We start from the raw sequence: 21,641 nt of genomic DNA, 5'->3' as shown, positions 1-21,641 counted from the left end.
GTGTGTAGAGCTTGGCAAGGGGAATACTCCCCTCAACCCGATTAATTATCAAGCGATTCTAAACGAATTCGTACAATTTCGCCATGAATGAAAGGCAATGCTTGAATTTGTTGCATCGCTTCATCCATTTTTGATTCCACGATAGGATCAGTTAAAATCACGATCGGAATCAGGTCTTTTAAGCGTGGTTGCTGCATGATGGCGTCAATACTGATTCCGGCACGACTTAAAATAGTCGTCACATCGGCAAGTACGCCCATTTGGTCTTCGGCATTAATACGAATGTAGTAACCCGTGGTCATTTGTTCACGCGTTAAAATTGGTAAATCCGTTAAAGCTTCAAAGGCCAGTTGCGGAATAGTTCCGGCGCCATCTTCGGTATAAATAATATCACGCACAATATCGACAACGTCAGCAACCACCGCAGAAGCGGTTGGACCTGCACCAGCACCAGCACCGTAATACAGTGTTGGACCGACTGCATTGGCTTGTACCAAAACGGCATTTTTCACGCCGTTGACATTGGCAATCAGCTGGTCATCTGGAATTAAAGTTGGATGCACACGTAATTCAATCCCTGCATTGGTACGGCGTGCAATACCCAAATGTTTGATGCGGAAACCCAAGTCTTCTGCATATTTCACATCTTGTGCAGTGACTTTGCCAATCCCTTCAGTAAACACTTTATCAAGCTGTAATGGAATACCAAAGGCACATGAAGCCAGAATGGTCAGTTTATGTGCAGCATCAATTCCTTCTACGTCAAAGGTAGGATCGGCTTCGGCATAACCGAGTTCTTGCGCTTCTTTCAGCACATCTTCAAAAGCGCGGCCCTTTTCACGCATTTCACTTAAGATGAAGTTGCCTGTGCCATTAATAATGCCTGCCAACCAGTCAATTTTATTGGCTGCCAAACCTTCGCGAATGACTTTGATAATTGGAATACCGCCGGCAACAGCTGCTTCATAGGCAATTTGCACGGCGTTGTCTTCTGCCGCTTTAAATAGTTCATTACCATGTTCAGCAAGTAAGGCTTTATTGGCAGTGACAATATGCTTGCCATGTTTCATGGCTTCCATGATAACTTCATAGGCAGGGTGGATACCGCCCATCACTTCAACCACAACGTCAACATCCGGCTGACGTACAATTTCTAAAAGATCAGCACTTTGTTTGATTGATTCTGGAAGATCCAAATCAGGACGCGGACGACGTGTACCCACATGGGTAATTTCAATTTCCCGACCGGTGCGACGTCTAATCTCAGCAGCGTTTTCTTTTAAAAGTTTAAGGGCACCACCACCTACAGTACCAAGACCGAGGATTGCCAGACGAACTGGTTTCACGTCACACTCCAATATCTAATCAATTTTAAGCGAACCTAGATCATAGCTAAAAAAAGCATGAGACTCTAGGAAAGAAATCACTTTATCTTCAACCATAAAAAACAGTAATTTAACGAATAAAAATTAGTTATTTAAACGTTCTGCCAATTCTTCAGGAGACAGGTATCCTCCCAGATAAACACCAGCTTCATTGTAAATTGCCGGTGTGCCATTTACGCCCATATTCAGACCAAGTTGGTATTGATCTCTAACGGGGTTTTTGCATGTTGCTGGGGCAAGAGGCGCACCAGCAATCGCTTGATCAAAAGCAGCCTGACGGTCTTTGCTGCACCAGATGCTTTCCATGGCTGGCATGAACTGTTCGCCACGTGGCCATGCGATATAACGCACTTCAATGCCTTTGGCATTAATTTCGCTCATGTGTTCATGCAGTTTATGGCAATACGGGCAGCTGGCATCGGTAAATACATACACAATATGTTTGGTTTTGCCTTGCGCCTTATAAACTAAAAGATCTTCAGTTTTTAAGCCAGCCAGAAGCTTTTTGTTGGCTGCGGATTGTAGGTTTTCACTGACATTGTGAATTTTGCTGTCGCCCAAACGAAGCACGTCGCCTTGAATAATGTATTTACCATCTGCGGTTGCATAGACAGACGACATGCCTTCCAGGTTGACCCAATACAGGTTCGGTACTTCAGTGGCTTTAATATCCACCACTTTGGCATTGATATTGGCTTTTTTAAAGTGCTGTTGCAGGGTGTTAATCAAACGCTGCTGTGCATTGCGCTCGGAAATATTCGATGCCTGTCCGGTTGCCGGAGCGCTAGCCGTTAAAGTGCCTTGCTTTTTTTCATCGTTATTTGAGTTGGAACACGCAGTGATGAGCAGGCTGCTTGCCAAAGTGCATGCAATAAAAATTTTTGAGCGGGTAAGTGACATAAACAACCCTTTCTTTTAGCTATATAAAAATTGATGGCCTAGCATAACAAAAAAAAAGCCCGGCTCGTTAACACTTCTTAGTCTTAGATGATCAATGAAGATCAGACTAAGCGCGAGGGTGATGCGTGGCGTGCAGCTGCTGCATGCGAACTTGGGCAACGTGGGTATAAATTTGGGTAGTAGATAAATCACTATGACCCAATAACATCTGAACTACACGTAAGTCCGCGCCATGATTGAGTAAATGGGTAGCGAAAGCATGGCGTAAAGTATGTGGAGACAGTTCGGCCTGAACCCCGGCTTGTAATGCATAGCGCTTAATGGCATACCAAAAATTTTGCCGGCTCATAATGCCGCCGTGCTGAGTCAAAAAAACATAGTCGGTGGCAGATTTATATAAACTGGAACGTGCTTCATTGAGATATTTCTCAATCCACTCACAGGCCACTTGTCCTAAAGGTACCAGACGTTCCTTATTGCCTTTGCCGACAACGCGTAAATAGCCCTGTTTTAAATTAATCAGTTCTAGGCGTAAATTGAGCAATTCCGTCACCCGTAGCCCGCAAGCATAAAGTACTTCAAGCATGGCACGATCACGCAAACCCAAAGCTGTTTCAATATTCGGGGCATGAATTAAAGCCTCCACTTCTTGTTCGGAAATATCTTTAGGCAGCGAACGGCCAATTTTGGGGGTTTTGTGGGTCGCCACCGGATTGTCGGAGCGGAGTTTTTGTTCACGTAAAAACTTATAAAAAGAACGCAGTGCAGAAAGGGATCGGGCAATTGAGCGCGGACTTTTGCCCTGTTTGGTTAATGCCAGGAGAACATCAGAAATGTCATCGCTGGACCAATTCGGCATGGAATTAGAGTTGCATTCACTACATTGAACCAAATCAGACAGATAGGCATTGCGAGTATGCGGACTGACGGTTTGTGCAATTAAATAATCTCGGAAACCCTGTAAAAAACTTAAATGTTCAGGAATGCTCACCGGAGCAGGAATACGAGGTTTTTTATTGAGCATGACAGTTCTACATTGAATGAAAAATCCAAGTTTTTCTTGGCTTGGGTCAATTTAGAACAATTCCTTGCCAATGTCGATCTGAGAGAGCAGATGAGAATTGGAATCAAACCTTACTTGGTAATTATTCTCATTTGTTTGTATACTGTTCAAAATATTTTAGGATTAGATGCGGTGCGTTTATCTGATTTAAAAGTGAAACAAACGGCCATCATCAGCAAAGTCAATAAAACTTTAGATGGCAATATTTCTCAAAACGATTTGGTCGCAAGCCGTTTAGAAACGCTAGGGTTTGTTCCGGGCACAAAAGTAAAGGTGATTACCAAAGGTGTTTTTGGTGGCGATCCGATTTTGATTCAAGTTGGATTTACCCGATTCGCACTGCGTAAAGTTGAAGCTGAAAAAATTGAAATTAATTTTGACGGAGCACCTGCATGAGTGATGCGCTACGTATTGCCCTGGTAGGTAACCCAAACTGTGGTAAAACATCATTATTCAACCATCTGACCGGCACCCGGCAAAAGGTGGCCAACTATGCCGGTGTCACGGTCGAGCGTAAGGTGGGACAGTTCACCTTGCCATCAGGCAAACCGGTTCGTGTTCTGGATTTACCCGGAACCTACAGCTTAAATGCGACCAGCCCGGATGAAGCAATTACCCGCGATGTGGTGCAAGGAAAAATTGCCGAAGAAGGGCAGCAAGATGCGTTCTTGTGTGTGGTCGATGCCACCAATTTGAAACTGCATTTAGGTCTGGTGCTCGAGATGATCGAGCTGGGTCGTCCGATTCTACTTGTGCTGAACATGATGGATGAAGCGCGTCGCCGTGGTATGCAAATCAATACGCAAAAACTGGCGCAACGTTTAGGTATTCCAGTGGTGGAAACCGTTGCGGTACGTAATTCAGGCATTGAAAACCTGATGAATGCGCTCGATCAAGGTAAATATTCGACTCCACATACCGAACTCAGCGGATTAACTGGCGATAATCATCATAAAATCAGCACGATTTTGCATGATGTGGTGCAGTCAGTTGATCAGGAAGATAAACGCTCCGATTTCCTCGATAAAATATTTTTACATCCAGTCTTAGGTTTGGTCAGTCTGGCACTGATGATGTTTGTGGTGTTTCAGGCAGTATTTGCTTGGGCTGCACCCTTTATGGACGGTATTGAAGCCTTCTTTGGCTGGTTCGGTGAATTTGTTGGACAACACATTCCGCATCCTTTGCTGAACAGTTTGGTGGTTGATGGCGTGATTGCTGGAGCCGGGGGAGTGGTGGTGTTCCTGCCACAAATTCTGATTCTGTTCTTCTTTATTCTCGTCCTCGAAGAATCAGGTTATTTACCGCGTGCAGCTTTCTTGCTGGATAAGCTGATGTTTAAAGCCGGTTTAAGTGGTCGTGCGTTTATTCCATTGCTGTCTAGTTTTGCCTGTGCGGTTCCTGGAATTATGGCAACCCGCAGTATCAGCGACCCACGCGATCGTTTAACCACGATCTTTGTTGCACCGCTAATGACCTGTTCTGCCCGTTTACCGGTATATGCGCTACTCATTGCCGCATTTATTCCAGAGTATATGGTTTGGGGGGTGTTTAACCTGCAGGGTCTGGTGCTGTTTGCTTTATACATGGCCGGAATTGTCAGCGCATTGCTGGTTTCTTTTATCTTAAAGTTTTTCCAAAAAGACAAATCACAACATATGTTGCTGATGGAATTGCCAAGCTACCGTTTTCCCGACGTGAAAAGTATTTGGATTGGTTTGCTCGACCGCGGCAAAATCTTCTTGAAACGTGTCGGTGGCATTATCTTCGCGTTATCAATTTTGCTTTGGTTCTTGTGTACTTTTCCGCAGCCTCCAGAAGGCGCGACTTTACCTGCAATTGATTACTCGCTCGCAGGTATGCTCGGGCACGTGATGCAACCGATTTTTGCCCCGCTGGGCTTTAACTGGCAGATCTGTATTGCCTTGATTCCTGCCATGGCGGCACGTGAAGTTGTGGTCGCGGCACTGGGTACGGTTTATGCCTTGTCTGCAACCGATGATGATGCAATATCGCAAGGTTTGTCATCCATTATCAGCAGTGATGGTCACCTTGGCTGGTCGCTGGCGACCGGTTTATCGCTTTTGGTCTGGTTTATTTATGCACCGCATTGTCTGGCAACCTTGGCAACGGTGAAACGTGAAACAGGTTCATGGAAAACTGTGAGCTTTATGACCGCTTATTTATTTGGTTTGGCTTATTTAATGTCGTTCCTGACCTATCAAGTTGCGACCCACTATTTGGGTTAATTGAGTCAGGTTAAGTTGACTGAAAATAATCTGCACAGGAGATTGAGATGATTGAAGTTGTGATTGTTGCGGCATTGGTGATTTGGAGTGCAATTGTGGTCTTCAAAAAGGTATTTCCTCAGACGGCAAACTCAGTCTTCACGCAGTTGTCCAGTCTTTGTGATACGCAAGGGTGGCCAACACTGGCCAAATGGTTAAAACCTGCCATGGTCTCTGGCTGCGGTGGAAGCTGTGGATGTTCTGCAACGCAAGACAACACCCAGAAAAAACCGGAAGTTCAAGCGGTAAAATGGAAGTGATTTTCTAATTTTTGCCCAATTTAAAAAAACCGTCTTTTTTATGACGGTTTTTTTACGCGCGGACACAAAAAAAGACGCATAAAGTCAAAACAGAAAAAGCATTCAAAAGAGCAAAGTGCTAACATTTTGTCAGTTTTAAAACATACCAACCTATGGGGTAAAAATGTTAATTCAACGTGGTGGATTAAAAGTCGTTGCAGGACTCGGAATTTCAGGTGTTGCAGCAGTAAATTTCTTACATGAACATGGCTACCGCGTTGCAGTAACAGATTCTCGGAAGACGCCTCCGGGACACGATCAAATTCCAGGCGAAGTTCAAACCAGTTTTGGTCAGCTCGATCAAGAGATGCTATTACAAGCTGAAGAAATTGTGATAAGCCCGGGGCTAGATCCCAAAACGCCTGAAATTCAGGCCGCCATTGCCAAAGGCATTCCTGTAGTCAGTGAAATCCAGATTTTACGTCGTGCCACCGATAAGCCAATTATGGCAATCACCGGTTCAAACGCCAAAAGTACAGTGACTACGCTGATTGGCCTAATGGCGAAAGATGCCGGAATCAAGGTGGCAGTCGGTGGCAACCTGGGTCGTCCGGCTCTGGATTTAAGCAAAGATGATCCTGAACTGTATATTTTGGAGCTTTCCAGTTTTCAGTTGGAAACCACATCTAATCTAGATGCAGCAGTCGCAGTCATCCTTAATTTAAGTGAAGATCACTTAGACCGTCATGGTGACATGATGGGCTATCACACCGCAAAACACCGTATTTTTCAAGGAGTGAAAAAAGTAGTCCATAACCGCGATGACTCACTGACACGTCCATTGGTTCCAGATGTAACTCCGATGCAAAGCTTTGGTTTAAATGCGCCAGATATGAATCAATATGGCATCTTAAAAGAAGATGATGGTACCCTCTGGTTGGCACGAGGTCGTAAGCGTTTACTGAAAAGTTCCGACATGTACATTCAGGGAACTCACAATGTAGCCAATGCTCTGGCATGTCTGGCTTTGGGTGAAGCGATTGGTTTGCCGCTTGAGTCGATGCTGGAGACTTTAAAAACCTTTAAAGGTTTGGAGCATCGCTGTGAATTCGTAAAAGAAGTGAATGGCGTACGTTATTACAATGATTCCAAGGGCACCAATATTGGTGCGACCTTAGCTGCAATTGATGGTCTGGGCGCTGCCATTGAACCTCACCAAGGCAAAGTAGCAATTATTTTAGGCGGTCAAGGTAAAGGGCAGGATTTTACAGCCTTAGGGGATGCCTTAAGCAAATATGCCAAAGTTGCGGTACTGATTGGTGAAGATCGTGCAGTGATTGAACAAGCCATTGCCGGGACAACGACATTGCTTCATGCGGAATCGTTAAAAGAAGCGGTGGAATTATGCCAACAACATACCCAAGCCAATGATGTGGTGCTATTGTCACCTGCATGTGCAAGTTTTGATATGTTTAAAGGTTATAGTGAACGTGGACACCAGTTTGTTGCATGTGTGAACACACTTGCTTAGAAGAATGATAAGGAACGTTGTATGGCTGGGTTAGCTCAGACGACCATAAGTAAAATTAATCAGGTCTATAATGAGTGGGGAGCAAAAATCCCTGCTGAAGTTACACCGCGTAATGTGCTGATTTTTTGTGTGATTGCCTTGTTGTGTATAGGCTCAATCATGGTGGCATCGGCCTCGATGCCCTATGCCGACCGTCTACATGAAAATGCCTTTCATTATGTGATCCGACATGGTATTTCAATTTGTGTGGCTGCTGTAGCCGCATTTTTAACCTATAAAGTATCGTTGAATATCTGGTTCAATAACACCTTTCCCTTGTGGATCATGACCATTCTGTTGCTGACTGTGGTTTTAGTCGTCGGCACCGAAGTGAATGGTTCGACCCGTTGGATTCGGATTGCCGGCTTTACCTTGCAGGCATCCGAAGTCGCCAAAGTGATGATGGCTATTTTCACCGCCGATTATGTGGTACGCAGGGCACAAGAGGTTCGAAATAATCTATCCGGTCTGTTCCGCTTAGGTGGGGTCATGATTATCACTGTCGGTTTAATTCTGGCTGAACCGGACTTGGGTGCAACTGCGGTTATTGTCTTGATGATTTTGGGGGTGTTCTTTTTAGCCGGTGCTCCACCAATTCAGTTCATTGGTTTCATGGTGGCGATTATTCTAGGCTTAGGAGCTGCAATTATTTTTGAACCCTACCGCTTACAACGGGCCTTATCCTTTACCGATCCTTGGGCAGACCCATTAGGAACCGGTTACCAGCTTTCCAACGCACTGATGGCCTTTGGTCGGGGTGAATGGGTTGGGGTGGGGTTAGGGCACAGTATCCAGAAAATGTCTTATCTGCCTGAAGCACATACCGACTTTATGCTGGCAATTTTAGGTGAAGAGTTTGGCTTCTTTGGTATTAGCACGGTACTGGTGTTGTCCTTTGTGATGCTGGTGTGTTGTATCAAAATCGGACACCGTGCTTTGCAACATCAATATTTACGCGCAGGCTATTTGGCCTATGGCATCAGTATCATTTTTCTGCTGCAAATTCTGGTGAATGCGGGGATGAATATGGGTATGTTGCCAACCAAAGGTTTGACCTTGCCCTTTATTAGTTATGGTGGTTCATCGTTAATTATGTGTGCAGTGATGATTAGTCTAGTGCTGAAAATTGATGCCACCACGCAAAAAGCCAATCCGAGTAAAGAAGAATCAAGCTTCTAGCTTTTTTCTGGATGTAATTCTGATGCTCAATCCTGCTGGGTATGGGTTAATACCGTACTCGGCATTTCAGTCCCACAATTTAGACATTTCACAAATTCTCCTTTCGCTTTTGAAAGGGGAATCAGTGGGATAAAAAATAAAGAAAAATAATTACGTTGTTGTTTTAGTTCATAAGCACTTCTGCTTCTGCATACCGGACAAACAAACTGACTTTTCTCAATAACTTTGGTTTTAGGCCCGATTCCAAAAATAAAAAACATACACTTCTCTATTTTCTGAAGATTAGCTTTGAGCTTAGCGCATTTTTGATTTTATAAATAAGTGCCTTGCAGTTCTTTTGTGTGGGGAATGTGTTGTATATCCCACTGGGCAATGGCTTGTTTGAGCATGTGGGCTGGGGTGTCTAAATCAACTTCTGGCTGATGCAAAGCACGAATCGCTTGTTGTAATAGTTCGGGGGCACGCTTGAGATCGAGCGCTTGCGCCATGTTCTGTTTGGAAAGCTTTTGTCCCTGATCATTCATCGCAAGCGGCAGGTGCATATATTCAAGTTTTGGATAGCTCAAGATCGAACCAAGCCATATTTGCCGTTCCGTGTTATCCAGCAGGTCTGCACCACGCACTACATGGGTCATGCCTTGCAGATAATCATCCACCACCACAGCCAGTTGATAGTTAATAATGTCATCCCGACGCTTGAGCACAAAATCACCCAGATCCTGCTGTAGATTAGAACAGTGGCTGCCTTGCAGACGATCGTTGAAACAAATTTCCTGATCGGATACTTTGACACGAATGGCTTGCTGCTGAAAAGGCAGATTTAAATCTCGGCAAGTTCCCGCATAGATATGATTTGAACCCAGCATTTTTCGGGTGCATTGGCAGGCGTAGACCAGACGATTTTGATGGAGTTGATCGATGACTGCATCGTAGAGGTCTAAGCGGTCTTTCTGGAAAATGATTTCTGCATCAGCTTCGAACTGAAATGCATCTATTGAACGCAGAATATGCGCTTCACTGCCGGGATAAATACGCGGAATATCGGTATCTTCAATCCGGACCAGCCATGTGCCGTTATGCGCACGTGCATCGCAATAACTGGCCACAGCAGTGATGAGTGAGCCAAAATGCAAAGGGCCGGTTGGCGATGGCGCAAACCGACCCACATAAGCCATCCTGTTATCCCCCTCCTGTATTGAAGGAGGGGGCAGGGAAGGATTATTAAGCATTAACTGTAATTAACCGTTATTTTGCTTCTCTTTGATTTCTGCTAAAGTTTTGCAGTCAATACAAAGGGTTGCAGTTGGACGTGCTTCAAGACGACGCAGGCCAATTTCAATACCACACGTTTCACAGAAACCATAGTCATCGTTTTTAATCGCTTCAACTGATTGCTCAATCTTACGGATTAACTTACGTTCACGGTCACGGGTACGGAGTTCAATTGCAAACTCTTCTTCTTGTGTCGCACGGTCATTCACGTCAGGCAATGCAGTATTTTCATCCTGCATGGTATTTAAGGTACGATCCACTTCAGACATTAGCTCTTCTTTCCACGCCAACAGAATTTGGCGGAAATGTGCAAGCTGTCCTTCGGACATGTATTCTTCATTTTTTTTCGGCTGATAAGGTGCAATACCAAATAAGCTAGCAGTAGAACCACTTTCTGACGCTTTTGGCTTGGTTTTTCGCACGCGTTTTGTAGATTTTTCGTCTACAACATCAGTTTGTTCATCCAAGACTTGATTTTGGTTGTCATTCGCCATATAGGGCATTCCTCATCATATACGCATTATCTATACGCAAAAAATATGGTGATATGCAAGTGTTTTTATCCAACCCTTAGGAGATTCTCCTTCGAGGGCCGTCATCATATAGACTTTTTGTGCTTTTTGATAGTCTTTGATGCCTGGATTCCATCTATCACGCTTTGTTTTGAAGCCATAAAGTAATGGAAAAAAAGCAAAATGAAAAGTTAATAACCTGAAATTTCAATATTAATTTTTTGCTGATCAGTTTCGGTGCGATAAATTTCAGTTTGTAACTCGCCATTTGCTTTCAAATGTAGTACACGAAACCCAGGTGCTTCTTGATCTAGCGCAAAATCATCACTTAAAGGTTTGAACTGGACACAGGTTGAAGGTGTTGAAAAAAATTGAATATTTTGCCATGCATTCAAGGAGTCCTGATGAACATGACCACTTATGACTGCTTTTACATTGCTGTGCTTGGCTAAAATATCGGTTAAATTCTCAGTATTTTTCAGTTTATGTTGATCGATCCATTTTGACTGCATATCAAAAGGATGATGATGACATGCAACAACCACAAATTGCTGTTGGAATTTAGATAAAATTCGATCCAGTTGTTGCAGTTGCACATCCTCAATCCAGCCATCCGTTTTGCCACGCACTGCGCTATTTAGTAACACGATGCTCCATCTGCCAAAATGAATCGCATGAACCTGATTTTGATTGTGATAGAAAGGGAACAGGTCAATATTGTCATGATTTCCCGGAATTTGATAAAACGGGATACCTAAATGCTGCATAAATGCCAAATAACGGCTATAGGTTTCTTTTACGGGCACTTGGGCTAAATCACCGGTATGGATGATGGCATCCACCTTTGGATATTGCTGCTGAATGTGCTTCATCACGGCATGAAAGCTTTGTTCAGGGTTCATAGACACAAATTCTAAATCTTCCTGATTCATCAAATGTGTATCTGAAATTTGAATAATGGTCCAGTCATGCTGGTCGTCATTGTAATTGGATAAAGTCATGTCTGACTCCTTAGACATTCCTTGTCTTTTTAATATGTTGTTGCAACCATTGCAATGCCATAATGACCGGTGCATTTCTTAATCGACCATTGGTGAGGAGATTTTTAATTTCGCTGTAGTCAATCAGATGCAACTGAATATTTTCACCTTCATCCGGCATGCCAAAGACACCGCCTTTTTGAGGAAGATTAGCTTGTGCACTGTATAAATGGAACAGTTCAGAGCAGGCACCAGCAGATGGATAAAAGCTGAATAGATGCTGTAATTCATCAATTTCACAGCCTGATTCTTCCAGACTCTCACGGCGGATACAGCTTTCCGGTGATTCATCACCATCGAGTACCCCGGCAATGATTTCCAGTTGCCAAGGTGAATCCGAATCATCCATCGCACCCACACGGAATTGTTCAATCAAGGCAAATTTTTGTTGGGCATCATCATAAATCACTACCCCGGCAGCTTCAGGCCGGTGAATCAGCTCACGTTGAATGATAGGCGTATATTCAGTTTGATTAAACAAACGATGACAAAGACTGACTTTCTCAACCTGAATGAAGCCACGGAAAAGATATTCGCGAGACTGAATTTTGACTTCATCGCTATTATATGTGGCTTGCTTAATAATATTCATATAGCTCAGTCAGGATGAAAAACAATCACTCATCCTAACTGAGAATTTCATGAAAATAAAAGATTTTTTTTGCCAAATTAAAGCTTGTGATACAGTTTTTGGCCATGTTGTTGATAGGTGGTTTTCATGGTTTCGAATCCCGCGGCTATCTCTGCACTCTGTTCTTGGGCATGCTCAACCTTGCTTTGATTTTTCGCATAATCTCTCACGTTTTGAGTGATTTTCATCGAACAAAATTTAGGTCCACACATCGAACAAAAGTGCGCTGATTTATGGGCTTCCTTCGGCATGGTTTCATCATGCATGCTGCGTGCAGTATCGGGGTCAAGACTCAAATTAAACTGGTCTTCCCAGCGGAATTCAAAACGCGCTTTAGACAAGGCATTGTCACGCACTTGTGAACCCGGATGACCTTTGGCTAAATCGGCAGCATGCGCGGCAATTTTATAGGTGATGATGCCATCTTTAACATCTTTTTTGTTCGGCAAGCCCAAATGCTCTTTCGGTGTGACATAACACAGCATGGCGGTGCCATACCAGCCAATCATCGCGGCACCAATCGCTGAGGTAATATGGTCATAACCTGGGGCGATATCCGTGGTTAAAGGACCGAGGGTATAGAAAGGTGCTTCTTGGCAGACTTCAAGTTGCAAATCCATATTTTCCTTAATCATATGCATGGGCACATGCCCCGGGCCTTCAATCATGACTTGAACATCATGTTGCCATGCGCGATGGGTCAGTTCCCCCAACGTGCGTAATTCTGAAAATTGCGCTTCGTCATTGGCATCCTGAATACAGCCCGGGCGTAAACCATCACCTAAACTGAAAGATACATCATAGGCTTTCATGATTTCGCAGATTTCATCGAAATGGGTATAGAGGAAGTTTTCTTGATGATGGGCCAGGCACCACTGCGCCATGATGGAACCGCCACGCGAGACAATCCCGGTTAAGCGGTTTGCAGTGAGCGGAACATAGCGCAGCAGTACGCCAGCATGAATAGTAAAATAATCCACACCTTGTTCGGCTTGTTCAATCAGGGTGTCTTTAAAGATTTCCCAGGTTAAATCTTCGGCCACACCATCGACTTTTTCCAAGGCTTGATAGATCGGAACCGTACCAATTGGAACAGGCGAATTACGGATAATCCATTCACGGGTCTCATGGATATTTTTCCCGGTCGATAAATCCATAATGGTGTCTGCGCCCCAGCGGGTGGCCCAGGTCATTTTCGCCACTTCTTCATCAATGCTTGAACCCAGTGCCGAGTTGCCGATGTTGGCATTGATCTTGACCAGGAAATTACGTCCAATAATCATCGGTTCAATTTCGGGGTGGTTAATATTGGCAGGAATAATCGCACGGCCTTCAGCCACTTCCCGACGGACAAATTCAGGCGTAATTTCAGTTAGGTTTTTTGCCCCGAAGTTTTGCCCCACATGTTGACGTGCATCTACACCCTCAAGTTGGCGTTGATTCTCACGGATCGCAATATATTCCATTTCAGGGGTAATGATGCCCTGACGTGCATAATGCATTTGAGTGACATTTTTGCCTGCTTGGGCACGACGCGGCTTTTGAATATGGGCAAAGCGAATCTCTGCGGTACGAATATCTTTTAGACGTTCTTGTCCAAAGGCAGAAGTCAAAGTATCTAATCGTTTGGTATCTTGACGTTCTTCAATCCATGCTTCACGTACATTAGGTAAACCTTTATTTAGGTCTATGGCAACGTTAGGATCGGTATACACTCCTGAAGTGTCATAAACCAGAATATCAGGATTCTGTTCGCCGCCTAAACCCGTCGGGGTATCGGTCAGTTCAATGGCACGCACCGGCACTTGAATATCCGCGCGAGAACCTTGGATATAGACTTTTTTTGAAGCGGGTAAAATACGGGTGAGATCTTTAGCATCTTGCTCGTGTTGAGCAGAAATATCTGTTGCAGATAGATTCGTTAACTGGTTCATTGCAATGATCCTTATGAATGACATCAACGAATCAAGCACGACCAAAAACGTAGCAGATTTATCTGGTTTAATTTATTGAGAATATCAACAATGCAGATAGATTTGGGGCTTCAGTTTTTAGATGCTTGATTCCTACGCAGGTCTTAACCTGATCAGGTTCAACGGTACTTGTGCTTAAGTTTTTTATAGAAAAAACTGACACAATCTCAGCGAGCAGTTACTCGCGCTCCGTCAAGCGATGGACAAATATTAACATGCCCAAATACTAAAAACATTCACATTAAATACCGCTTTTATCTCGTTGTATAAACTTTTAATTTAATCAGAAGATTAAAGACAGACTGCATCACTAAAACAATCACGTGTTTTAGATAGGCTTAAATTTTGCAACGCTAAATACTGATCTAATTGTTTCAGTGTGAGCTGATTTTCAGACAGCGACTGTTGTTCTTTAAGGCTTAACTGAAGGGGAATTTCTTTTAAGCGCTGCGGTTTAGATAATTGTAGAAATTGCAGAAATTTTGTCGCTTGAAGTGCCAAATACGAATTTTTGACTTGAGCTAATTTTTCAATTTCATCCATCGAACTACTTTGGATTGCATATTTATCAAGATAAGTATCCGAGACAGGCGAGTCGTTCATGCCTTTAAATAAAAACAGGGTGTATATCTGTAGAAGATACTCTGCATCTTTGCGATAGCTGCTTTTAGGATATTGATTTAAATATTCTTCCCAAAATAAGGCACGGGTTACAATTTCGTGCGGCTCAATCATTAAGGTATTTTCAACAAATACGGGCATCATATTTTGGGACGCCAAATTTTCAATAAAGACTTGTTCCGCTCGCGGCATGTAGGGAGCAAAAATTTTGGCTAGATATTCAGGACTGCGACGATAATTGACTAAGCCTTTGCCTGCATCGAACAGCTCGATATAGGCTTGACCCTTATGTTTCAATAAATATTGGTCACGTAAATTCAGTTGTTCAAAATGGTTTTGTTGAATGGTGGGATGCTGAGCCAAATCAAAAGCATGCTCTTCAAAAGCCATTTGTTGCGACGGTGTTCTATCTACCGCTAAGAAGTTGCTATACATTTGATTAGACAGGACCAACAAATGCTGTTGTTCAGCAAATGTAGAGAGCGGCAGGCATAATTTTAAATCTTGATTGATCTGTTCCAAGGCAAAAGTGGTACGTTCCGCATTAATTTCTGCCATATTCTTTTCAATATTTTTGCATAATAAAGATAAATCGACTGTTTCATCTTGCCGCGATTGTTTTTGTACCTGTTCTGGCATAGGCTGAGGTTCAGGTTTTTGACAGCCGAGCAAAAGCATAAAAAAGACAAGAGGGAAGCATCGCTTTATAGAGAATATTGTTTTGAAAGAAAGAGTCATTCGATATCTGGATGCATACGGCAATGAATTTAGAGCAGTGTGGCTATTTTATAGCTGAAAAGGATTTTTTCTGTGTAGTATTGTGAAGGAGTTTAGTTACGCGGTGTGAGCATTCACTGGCATTTTATAAAGTATCGAGATAGCATCAGTAGATGGTAAAAATTAATAAAAATCATACGGAAAATTAAGGAGATCATTCTAATATTGCATAGTTTTCTGAGAAACATGCATGTTTGCAGATGGTCTGATAGGGTGCAGGGATTTAGCATAAAAAATGAATATAAAAATAGTTATCAGTGCATGTGTTTTACTGGTAAGTCCATGCAGTTATGCTTTGGATTTGGTTGAGGCTTATCAACGTGCAAAAACTACAGATCCAAACTGGCAAGCTGATCTTTTGCAGTATGAGGCAGATCAATTAAATCTGGGGATTGCGAAAGGAAACTTGCTTCCCACCATTACGGTTTCGGGAAATGTCACCCGTAAAAGTCAAGATGCGAATCAGACCAGTATTCCAGGTTTTCCTGCGGATGCTTTTAGTGCATCTTCCTCAACCACCAAACAAATTGCCATGACTGTACGGCAACCGATCTTCCGTTGGGATGCTTGGGAAGGTTTAAAGCAGGTGAAAACTTCCGTGAGTTTGAGTGAGGTCAATTTAAAATTACAACGTCAGGAACATATTTTAAATGTCTTTGAGTCTTATTTTAATGTGTTACGTCAACAGAGTTTAACCACTGCAAATCTACAAGAAGAAAAAGCCTTGTTGGAACAGCTGAATGTGATGAATGCAAAATTGCGCGAAGGTCTGGTGGCAAAAAGTGATGTTAGTGAAGCCAATGCCCAATATCAAAGTGCAAGAGCTAACCGTATTGCAACTCACGTACAATTAATTTTGGCCCAAGAGCAGCTGGTACAAATCATTGGACCCTATCGTGAAAATTTGGCGATACTCAGAGACGATTTTCAATTTCAAAAACCCTATCCTGCTGACTTGGATGCCTGGACGGCTTTAGCGCAGAGTCAGAATCTGTCCATTCAGCAAGCCCGGCTACAACAACATTATGCAGAAGATCAAAAGCGGGTAGAAAAAGCCGCGTTATATCCACAAATTGAGGCGGTGGGCACTTATGGGTATGCCAAGCAATCTCCACAAAATGTCATCTCCAGTGACGGTCAGTTTGATCAGATTGGTGTGGAAATGAACTGGAATGTGTATAACGGCGGGCGAACGCAAAAATCCATTCAAAAAGCTGCGGTGAATGTGAAAAAAAGTGAAGCTCAGCTGGATGCCGCAATTCGTAAAGCCAATACCGATGTAAAAAAATCCTATATGCAGGTGGAAACCGATCAGGCCAAACTACAAGCGCGTAAAGCAGCCATGGATTCCTCCGATGTGGTATCTCGAGCGTCCAAGGCTCAATATGAAGAAGGCTTGAAAACCTTGGTCGATGTGCTGTTGGCGCAACGAAATGCTTTTTCGGCCAAGCAAGATTATTTGAATGCACAATATGATTATTTAATTAATGTACTTCGCCTGAAGGCCTCGGTTGGAAAATTAACAGAACAAGATGTTGAAGAAATGAATGCCTGGCTGATCGAGAAAGTCACCGCGCAACCCAGCTAAAGATTTGGATTTTTGTCATGAAAGGTTCATATTAGATATGATTTAATATTGAACAAAATTTTTCATCCTGAAATCGCTGTTGTGGAGTAAGTCCCTTGCCAAATAATCCGGTGTTGAATCACCATATTTCTTCGCAATTTAATGAAGAATTGCAGGATGTAAATACCAAATTTATGACCATGGGCGGCTTGGTGGAACAACAAGTGGCCAATGGTATTCGTGCCTTATTGGACACCGATGCAAGCCTGGCGATTGATGTGCAATTTCAGGACAATATCGTCAATCGTTTAGAGACGGAAATTGATGAAGCCTTAACCCTGATTTTGGCGCGCCGTCATCCGGCGGCCATTGATTTGCGTATGGTAATAGCCATGTCGAAAGCCAATACCGATTTAGAGCGTATTGGTGATGAAGCGGCAAAAATTGCACGGATTGCCCAGAATTTGTGTGAAGAAGGCAATTCACCGCGCGGCTACATGGAAACCCGTCATATTGGCAATCAGGTACGGGTCATGATTCATGATGCTTTGGATGCCTTTGCGCGTTTAGATGTCGATCAAGCTTTGCGTGTATTACTTGCCGATGCCGATATTGACCGTGAATATCAATCGGCAACACGTACTTTAATGACCTATATGATTGAAGATCCACGTCATATTTCACGTGTGATCAATGTATTATGGGTACTGCGTTCTTTAGAGCGTATTGGTGACCATGCACGAAATATTTCTGAACAAGTCATTTATATGGTCAAAGGTTTGGATGTGCGTCATACCAGTGTTGAAGAAATTGAAGAAAAAGTTCAAAAACGCTAATTTCTGAATCAATTCTCAACAAAGCCTCAACATGGATTGAGGCTTTTTTATCAGGATCAGATTCATTAAAACCAGATTTAAAGCACAGATTCTAAAGAGAGCAGGTGGTTAACTATGCGTCTCTTCCTCAGGATACTCTTCAAAAGTTTTGGCAATTTTTTCAATGTTTAAACTCTTGGCCATGGCATCAAAAATTTCTTTATATACGCCTTCTTGATGATAGAGCGCGTCATGTTCGCCGTGTTCGGCAATGTAGCCTTCTTTCATCACATAGGTGTAATCGGCATCAATGATTTGCGACAAACTATGCGAAATCATAATCACAGTTCGCCCTTGCTTGATTTGATCCAGACTGTGTTTGATTTGCTCCGAAGCAATCGCATCTAAACTGGCGGTCGGTTCATCCAGAAAAATAATCGGCGGATTCTTTAAGAACATGCGGGCAAGGGCAATGCGTTGTTGTTGTCCGCCTGAAAGCATCAGGGCATCAGCATCATAGGCATGTGGAAGCTGTAAAATTTGTTCATGAATCGAGGCTTTTTTGGCAGCCGTCATGACATCTTCGATACTGGCATCGATTTTGCCATAGCGAATATTTTCAAAAATAGACCCTTGGAAAATATGATTTTTTTGCAGTACCAAGCCAATATGATCGCGTAGATATTGGGTATCAATGTCTTCTAGATTTATGCCATCGAGTTGAATCTCACCAGACATGGGCTGATAAAATTTATCCAGCAAGCTGATCAAGGTCGATTTCCCGGCACCGGATAAACCGACCAAAGCGGTGATTTTATTCGGTTGAAACACCATGTTGATATTCTTTAAGGCATGGTGGCCATTGGGATAGTAAAATTCGACATTTTTAAGTTCGAACTTGCCTGTGAGCACCGGTTTTTGTGCACCACTCGGCTCGATTTCATGATCGGCTTCCAAAATTTTAAAGAAGCTTTCCGAGTAAATCATCGCGTCATTCACTTCATCATAAATACGATGCAAGGAGCGAATCGGGGCGGAGACGTTATTGAATAACAGCACATGGTACATAATCATGCCGATACTCATCTGACCATCCAGCACAAAATAAGCCGTTAAAATAATGATCAGTACAATACCAATCTGTTCGATAAAGGTTTTTAAGCCGTCAAATAAAAAGCTGGTTTGACGGGTCTGCATTTGATTGTTGGTCAGTTCTTTTTGTAGTTTGAGCTGTTTTTCGGATTCAATCGATTCACGGTTAAAGGATTTAATCACGGTAATCGAGTTGATAATGCTGAGGATACCTTGGCTCTTTTTTTCACGTCCATCACGCAGTTTACGTCGCCATCCGCCCAGTTTTTGCGCTTGCTTAAAGGTCAGCCAAAAATAAATCGGCACGATACTTAAAGCCACCAAGCCAACATAGAAATTGGCATAGAACATCAGGCCAAGTGCTACAATTGCGCTGGTAAATAGCGGTAAAATATCAATAAAGAAGATTTGCACCAGACGCGTTAGCGAACCAATACCGCGGTCAATACGGGTTTGCAATTTACCGGCCTGGTTATTGTCTTCATTAAAAAAAGCCAGTCGATAGGTCAGGAATTTCTCAATGATGCCTTGGGCCAAATCCTGCGAGACGAAAATTCGCAGCTTTTCGCCATAAAATTTTTGTCCAAATTGCACAAAGGCATTGATGACTTCCTTACCCAGTAAAATGGCAGAGATGGTAATTAGAATATGCCAGCCTTCAGACAGTCCTAAACCTGCTTCAATCAGGCGATTAATATTATCAACGGCATATCTTAAAGTCAGTGCATTGACCTGTGCAGTGAGCGATCCAATCAGGGTTAAAATAAGGGTGGCGATGACCAATACGCGATAAGGACGGACAAAAGATCGAAGTTTTTGAAATAAGTGCCATAAATTCATATGCAATTTTTTTATTGTCCAGCTGGATTTCAGTTTAAGCCCGATTTTCTGATGTCACAAGCGCATACAATGTTTTGAATTGTGAGCAGAAATAATCCGCTAAAATAAAAGTGAATCGTACATTTATTCCTGACTCTGTATTTTCGCCCATGAACTTTGAATTGTTTGCACCTGAAGCTCAAGCCAATCTCTTGCCCTGTGACGGGATTGTAGAAGATTATGGGCTGATTTTAACGCCTGAGCAGAGTGAAAAATATTTGCAGTATTTTTTAAGCAATTTAGCTTGGCAACATGATCAGGTGTTTCTATTTGGACAGCATCATATCACCCAGCGCCAAGTGGCTTGGTATGGCGATGAAAATTATCGCTATCACTATTCCGGCACGGTAAAGCAGGCACATGTATGGAATCCTGCGTTATTTCGTTTAAAGCAGCATATTGAAAAATTGGTTGGACATCGTTTTAATTCCTGTTTGGCGAATCTGTATGAGGAGGGTACTCAGGGCCTAGGCTGGCACAGTGATGATGAAGCGACATTGATTTCCGATAGCGGACAAGAAACCGTGATTGCTTCTTTAAGTTTTGGTGCAACCCGTAAATTCAGTTTTAAGCATAAACACAAAGCAGAAAAAGTCGCTGTAATGTTACATAGTGGTCAGCTGATTGTGATGCGAGGCCAAACACAGCAGTACTGGAAGCACGCCTTAATGAAATCGACACGAATAGTTGAACCCAGAATTAATCTGACTTTCCGTTATTTTTTTTAAAGAATAAGGCGTAAATCTGAAAGGCTAAAAATAAATAAAGGTAAAAAAAAAGCTCATGCATAGGCACAAGCTTTTTCTCTGAGGATATCGCGCAAATTGTCATGGAATACAATTGGCTACATGAAGAACAATAATCATATTATGAGAATAATTTTAATATTACAATGGTTAAGATAAGCTTTATTTTGCATAAATTGATATTTGATTGAATTTTAATACAATTTTAAAGCTCATTCTCTCTAGATATTTCAGCAAATTTTTTCTCAATCAATGCTGCATTTTCCTGCAATATTTCAATCAGTTTCTCGAAATTAATAAATTCAAAGCGATTTTTAGAGCCTAATAAGGTTAAAGCTAAAGGCGGTTCCTTGCTGGAAAATTTCACCGCAATAGAAAGAGTGGAAAAATTCGGATCCACTTCTCCATTGGAAAAATAATAGCCCTGCTTTTTAATCTGTTTCATCTGTAACAAAAATTCTTCTTCGCTATGGGCAAATTTGACTTCAGAAAATTCAGTTTTAAAGCGCTGGTAATAATCCAAAATCTGTTTTTTGGACAAATGCGCCAGAATCACTTTGGCAGAAGAACCCTTATAGATGGGGCGAGGGCTACCACGACCATACGTCAGTGTCGTCATGTCTTTATACAGTTCGTGATGAATATCGATACATGAGTCGTAATTCAAATGCGTGAGCAGACAGCCGAATTCAGTACGTTCCACAATTTGCTGCATAAACGGAATACTAATTTGCACCAACGGATCTGTGGTACGGGAAATATAGTCCAGTACTGCAATCTTAGAACCCAGCGTATAGTCACCTGAAGTACCACTTAGGCGCTGTAATAATTCTGTGGATACCAGTTCTTTCAAATACCGGTAACTGGTGGGTTTAGACAGTCCTAATTCTTCACTAATGATATCGACATTAATGATAGGGCGAGACACCGAAAACAGATTCAAAACGGTGAGAATCTTACCAAAACTAGAAATTGCCATAAATACCTGCTTGGTCAAAGCATATAAAAAGAGAAAGTAACATGCATTACTTTATAACAAAAAATTAGCCAGAGGAGAGCTTTTGTTGCGACAATGCTGTATTTGTCAGCATT

The 21,641-nt window shown here is 42.6% G+C and carries 20 protein-coding genes and 1 riboswitch; of the genes, 8 read left to right on the top strand and 12 right to left on the bottom strand.

What is annotated here, in order from left to right; translation table 11 throughout:
* Positions 1-41: 41 nt before the first annotated feature.
* The 3 genes from E0H80_RS04445 to xerD form a co-directional block, all read right to left on the bottom strand.
* The gene (locus E0H80_RS04445) at positions 42-1,346 is read right to left on the bottom strand and encodes a homoserine dehydrogenase (protein ID WP_067866044.1); all 1,305 of its coding nucleotides are present in this window, start codon (positions 1,344-1,346) and stop codon (positions 42-44) included.
* A 123-nt stretch (positions 1,347-1,469) separates the two neighbouring features.
* Positions 1,470-2,285, bottom strand: a complete 816-nt coding sequence (locus tag E0H80_RS04440; protein ID WP_131363505.1) for a DsbC family protein — start codon at positions 2,283-2,285, stop codon at positions 1,470-1,472.
* Between the two features lie 106 nt (positions 2,286-2,391).
* Positions 2,392-3,309 (bottom strand): site-specific tyrosine recombinase XerD, encoded by a 918-nt coding sequence (xerD, locus tag E0H80_RS04435; RefSeq protein ID WP_131363504.1) that lies wholly within the window; start codon positions 3,307-3,309, stop codon positions 2,392-2,394.
* 171 nt (positions 3,310-3,480) lie between these two features.
* Between xerD and E0H80_RS04430 the strand changes: the two genes are divergently transcribed.
* The 5 genes from E0H80_RS04430 (at position 3,481) to ftsW (ending at position 8,624) form a co-directional block, all read left to right on the top strand.
* Positions 3,481-3,744 carry a FeoA family protein gene (locus E0H80_RS04430; protein WP_067866608.1) on the top strand — a complete coding sequence of 88 codons (264 nt, stop codon included), beginning with the start codon at positions 3,481-3,483 and terminating at the stop codon, positions 3,742-3,744.
* On the top strand, positions 3,741-5,597 hold the full coding sequence (gene feoB / locus E0H80_RS04425) for a ferrous iron transporter B (RefSeq protein WP_131363502.1): 1,857 nt from the start codon (positions 3,741-3,743) through the stop codon (positions 5,595-5,597). Before E0H80_RS04430 ends, feoB begins: the two co-directional genes overlap by 4 nt.
* 47 nt (positions 5,598-5,644) lie before the next feature.
* The gene (locus E0H80_RS04420) at positions 5,645-5,896 is read left to right on the top strand and encodes a DUF6587 family protein (RefSeq protein WP_131363500.1); all 252 of its coding nucleotides are present in this window, start codon (positions 5,645-5,647) and stop codon (positions 5,894-5,896) included.
* Positions 5,897-6,059: 163 nt separating this feature from the next.
* On the top strand, positions 6,060-7,406 hold the full coding sequence (murD, locus tag E0H80_RS04415) for a UDP-N-acetylmuramoyl-L-alanine--D-glutamate ligase (protein WP_131363498.1): 1,347 nt from the start codon (positions 6,060-6,062) through the stop codon (positions 7,404-7,406).
* A 21-nt stretch (positions 7,407-7,427) separates the two neighbouring features.
* Positions 7,428-8,624, top strand: coding sequence for a putative lipid II flippase FtsW (gene ftsW, locus E0H80_RS04410; protein WP_131363496.1), 1,197 nt, complete (start codon positions 7,428-7,430; stop codon positions 8,622-8,624).
* 26 nt (positions 8,625-8,650) lie between these two features.
* Here the strand turns inward: ftsW and E0H80_RS04405 are convergent, their stop codons facing one another.
* From E0H80_RS04405 to E0H80_RS04375, 7 genes are all read right to left on the bottom strand, one after another.
* Positions 8,651-8,884: a zinc-ribbon domain-containing protein gene (locus tag E0H80_RS04405; RefSeq protein ID WP_131363494.1), complete on the bottom strand. Its 234-nt coding sequence runs from the start codon at positions 8,882-8,884 to the stop codon at positions 8,651-8,653.
* A gap of 51 nt (positions 8,885-8,935) precedes the next feature.
* Entirely contained in the window at positions 8,936-9,853 is a 918-nt protein-coding gene (gene gluQRS, locus E0H80_RS04400) for a tRNA glutamyl-Q(34) synthetase GluQRS (protein ID WP_171457805.1), read from the bottom strand.
* 9 nt (positions 9,854-9,862) lie between these two features.
* On the bottom strand, positions 9,863-10,390 hold the full coding sequence (dksA, locus tag E0H80_RS04395; RefSeq protein WP_131363490.1) for an RNA polymerase-binding protein DksA: 528 nt from the start codon (positions 10,388-10,390) through the stop codon (positions 9,863-9,865).
* A 209-nt stretch (positions 10,391-10,599) separates the two neighbouring features.
* On the bottom strand, positions 10,600-11,409 hold the full coding sequence (gene cpdA, locus E0H80_RS04390) for a 3',5'-cyclic-AMP phosphodiesterase (RefSeq protein WP_131363488.1): 810 nt from the start codon (positions 11,407-11,409) through the stop codon (positions 10,600-10,602).
* Positions 11,410-11,419: 10 nt separating this feature from the next.
* A complete protein-coding gene (locus E0H80_RS04385) occupies positions 11,420-12,040 on the bottom strand; it encodes an NUDIX domain-containing protein (RefSeq protein ID WP_131363486.1) in 621 nt (206 codons plus the stop codon).
* Between the two features lie 77 nt (positions 12,041-12,117).
* Positions 12,118-14,013 carry a phosphomethylpyrimidine synthase ThiC gene (gene thiC / locus E0H80_RS04380; RefSeq protein ID WP_131363483.1) on the bottom strand — a complete coding sequence of 632 codons (1,896 nt, stop codon included), beginning with the start codon at positions 14,011-14,013 and terminating at the stop codon, positions 12,118-12,120.
* A gap of 112 nt (positions 14,014-14,125) precedes the next feature.
* Positions 14,126-14,254: riboswitch (TPP riboswitch) on the bottom strand.
* Positions 14,255-14,343: 89 nt separating this feature from the next.
* The gene (locus tag E0H80_RS04375; RefSeq protein WP_213073395.1) at positions 14,344-15,411 is read right to left on the bottom strand and encodes a hypothetical protein; all 1,068 of its coding nucleotides are present in this window, start codon (positions 15,409-15,411) and stop codon (positions 14,344-14,346) included.
* Positions 15,412-15,685: 274 nt separating this feature from the next.
* Between E0H80_RS04375 and E0H80_RS04370 the strand changes: the two genes are divergently transcribed.
* Together E0H80_RS04370 and phoU are read left to right on the top strand one after the other, a co-directional pair.
* The gene (locus tag E0H80_RS04370) at positions 15,686-17,038 is read left to right on the top strand and encodes a TolC family outer membrane protein (RefSeq protein ID WP_131363479.1); all 1,353 of its coding nucleotides are present in this window, start codon (positions 15,686-15,688) and stop codon (positions 17,036-17,038) included.
* Positions 17,039-17,133: 95 nt separating this feature from the next.
* Complete coding sequence (phoU, locus tag E0H80_RS04365) at positions 17,134-17,853, top strand: phosphate signaling complex protein PhoU (RefSeq protein WP_067866087.1); 720 nt, start codon at positions 17,134-17,136, stop codon at positions 17,851-17,853.
* Between the two features lie 108 nt (positions 17,854-17,961).
* Here the strand turns inward: phoU and E0H80_RS04360 are convergent, their stop codons facing one another.
* On the bottom strand, positions 17,962-19,764 hold the full coding sequence (locus E0H80_RS04360) for an ABC transporter ATP-binding protein (RefSeq protein ID WP_131363477.1): 1,803 nt from the start codon (positions 19,762-19,764) through the stop codon (positions 17,962-17,964).
* 149 nt (positions 19,765-19,913) lie between these two features.
* Here E0H80_RS04360 and E0H80_RS04355 point away from each other — a divergent pair, with 149 nt between their 5' ends.
* Entirely contained in the window at positions 19,914-20,531 is a 618-nt protein-coding gene (locus E0H80_RS04355) for an alpha-ketoglutarate-dependent dioxygenase AlkB family protein (protein WP_131363607.1), read from the top strand.
* A 223-nt stretch (positions 20,532-20,754) separates the two neighbouring features.
* Here E0H80_RS04355 and E0H80_RS04350 read toward each other — a convergent pair whose 3' ends face one another.
* Positions 20,755-21,528: an IclR family transcriptional regulator gene (locus E0H80_RS04350; RefSeq protein WP_131363475.1), complete on the bottom strand. Its 774-nt coding sequence runs from the start codon at positions 21,526-21,528 to the stop codon at positions 20,755-20,757.
* Positions 21,529-21,641: the final 113 nt, after the last annotated feature.

This window comes from Acinetobacter sp. ANC 4779, assembly GCF_004331055.1.
Lineage (GTDB): Bacteria > Pseudomonadota > Gammaproteobacteria > Pseudomonadales > Moraxellaceae > Acinetobacter.
This window is presented reverse-complemented; position numbering and strand designations above follow the sequence as displayed.

Excerpts from the sequence above, each read along its gene's own strand:
- E0H80_RS04440 (WP_131363505.1), bottom strand. The coding sequence starts at position 2,285 with ATGTCACTTACCCGCTCAAAAATTTTTATTGCATGCACTTTGGCAAGC.
- xerD (WP_131363504.1), bottom strand. The coding sequence starts at position 3,309 with ATGCTCAATAAAAAACCTCGTATTCCTGCTCCGGTGAGCATTCCTGAA.
- feoB (WP_131363502.1), top strand. The coding sequence starts at position 3,741 with ATGAGTGATGCGCTACGTATTGCCCTGGTAGGTAACCCAAACTGTGGT.
- E0H80_RS04420 (WP_131363500.1), top strand. The coding sequence starts at position 5,645 with ATGATTGAAGTTGTGATTGTTGCGGCATTGGTGATTTGGAGTGCAATT.
- murD (WP_131363498.1), top strand. The coding sequence starts at position 6,060 with ATGTTAATTCAACGTGGTGGATTAAAAGTCGTTGCAGGACTCGGAATT.
- ftsW (WP_131363496.1), top strand. The coding sequence starts at position 7,428 with ATGGCTGGGTTAGCTCAGACGACCATAAGTAAAATTAATCAGGTCTAT.
- E0H80_RS04405 (WP_131363494.1), bottom strand. The coding sequence starts at position 8,884 with ATGTTTTTTATTTTTGGAATCGGGCCTAAAACCAAAGTTATTGAGAAA.
- gluQRS (WP_171457805.1), bottom strand. The coding sequence starts at position 9,853 with ATGCTTAATAATCCTTCCCTGCCCCCTCCTTCAATACAGGAGGGGGAT.
- dksA (WP_131363490.1), bottom strand. The coding sequence starts at position 10,390 with ATGGCGAATGACAACCAAAATCAAGTCTTGGATGAACAAACTGATGTT.
- cpdA (WP_131363488.1), bottom strand. The coding sequence starts at position 11,409 with ATGACTTTATCCAATTACAATGACGACCAGCATGACTGGACCATTATT.
- E0H80_RS04385 (WP_131363486.1), bottom strand. The coding sequence starts at position 12,040 with ATGAATATTATTAAGCAAGCCACATATAATAGCGATGAAGTCAAAATT.
- thiC (WP_131363483.1), bottom strand. The coding sequence starts at position 14,013 with ATGAACCAGTTAACGAATCTATCTGCAACAGATATTTCTGCTCAACAC.
- E0H80_RS04375 (WP_213073395.1), bottom strand. The coding sequence starts at position 15,411 with ATGACTCTTTCTTTCAAAACAATATTCTCTATAAAGCGATGCTTCCCT.
- E0H80_RS04370 (WP_131363479.1), top strand. The coding sequence starts at position 15,686 with ATGAATATAAAAATAGTTATCAGTGCATGTGTTTTACTGGTAAGTCCA.
- E0H80_RS04360 (WP_131363477.1), bottom strand. The coding sequence starts at position 19,764 with ATGAATTTATGGCACTTATTTCAAAAACTTCGATCTTTTGTCCGTCCT.
- E0H80_RS04355 (WP_131363607.1), top strand. The coding sequence starts at position 19,914 with ATGAACTTTGAATTGTTTGCACCTGAAGCTCAAGCCAATCTCTTGCCC.
- E0H80_RS04350 (WP_131363475.1), bottom strand. The coding sequence starts at position 21,528 with ATGGCAATTTCTAGTTTTGGTAAGATTCTCACCGTTTTGAATCTGTTT.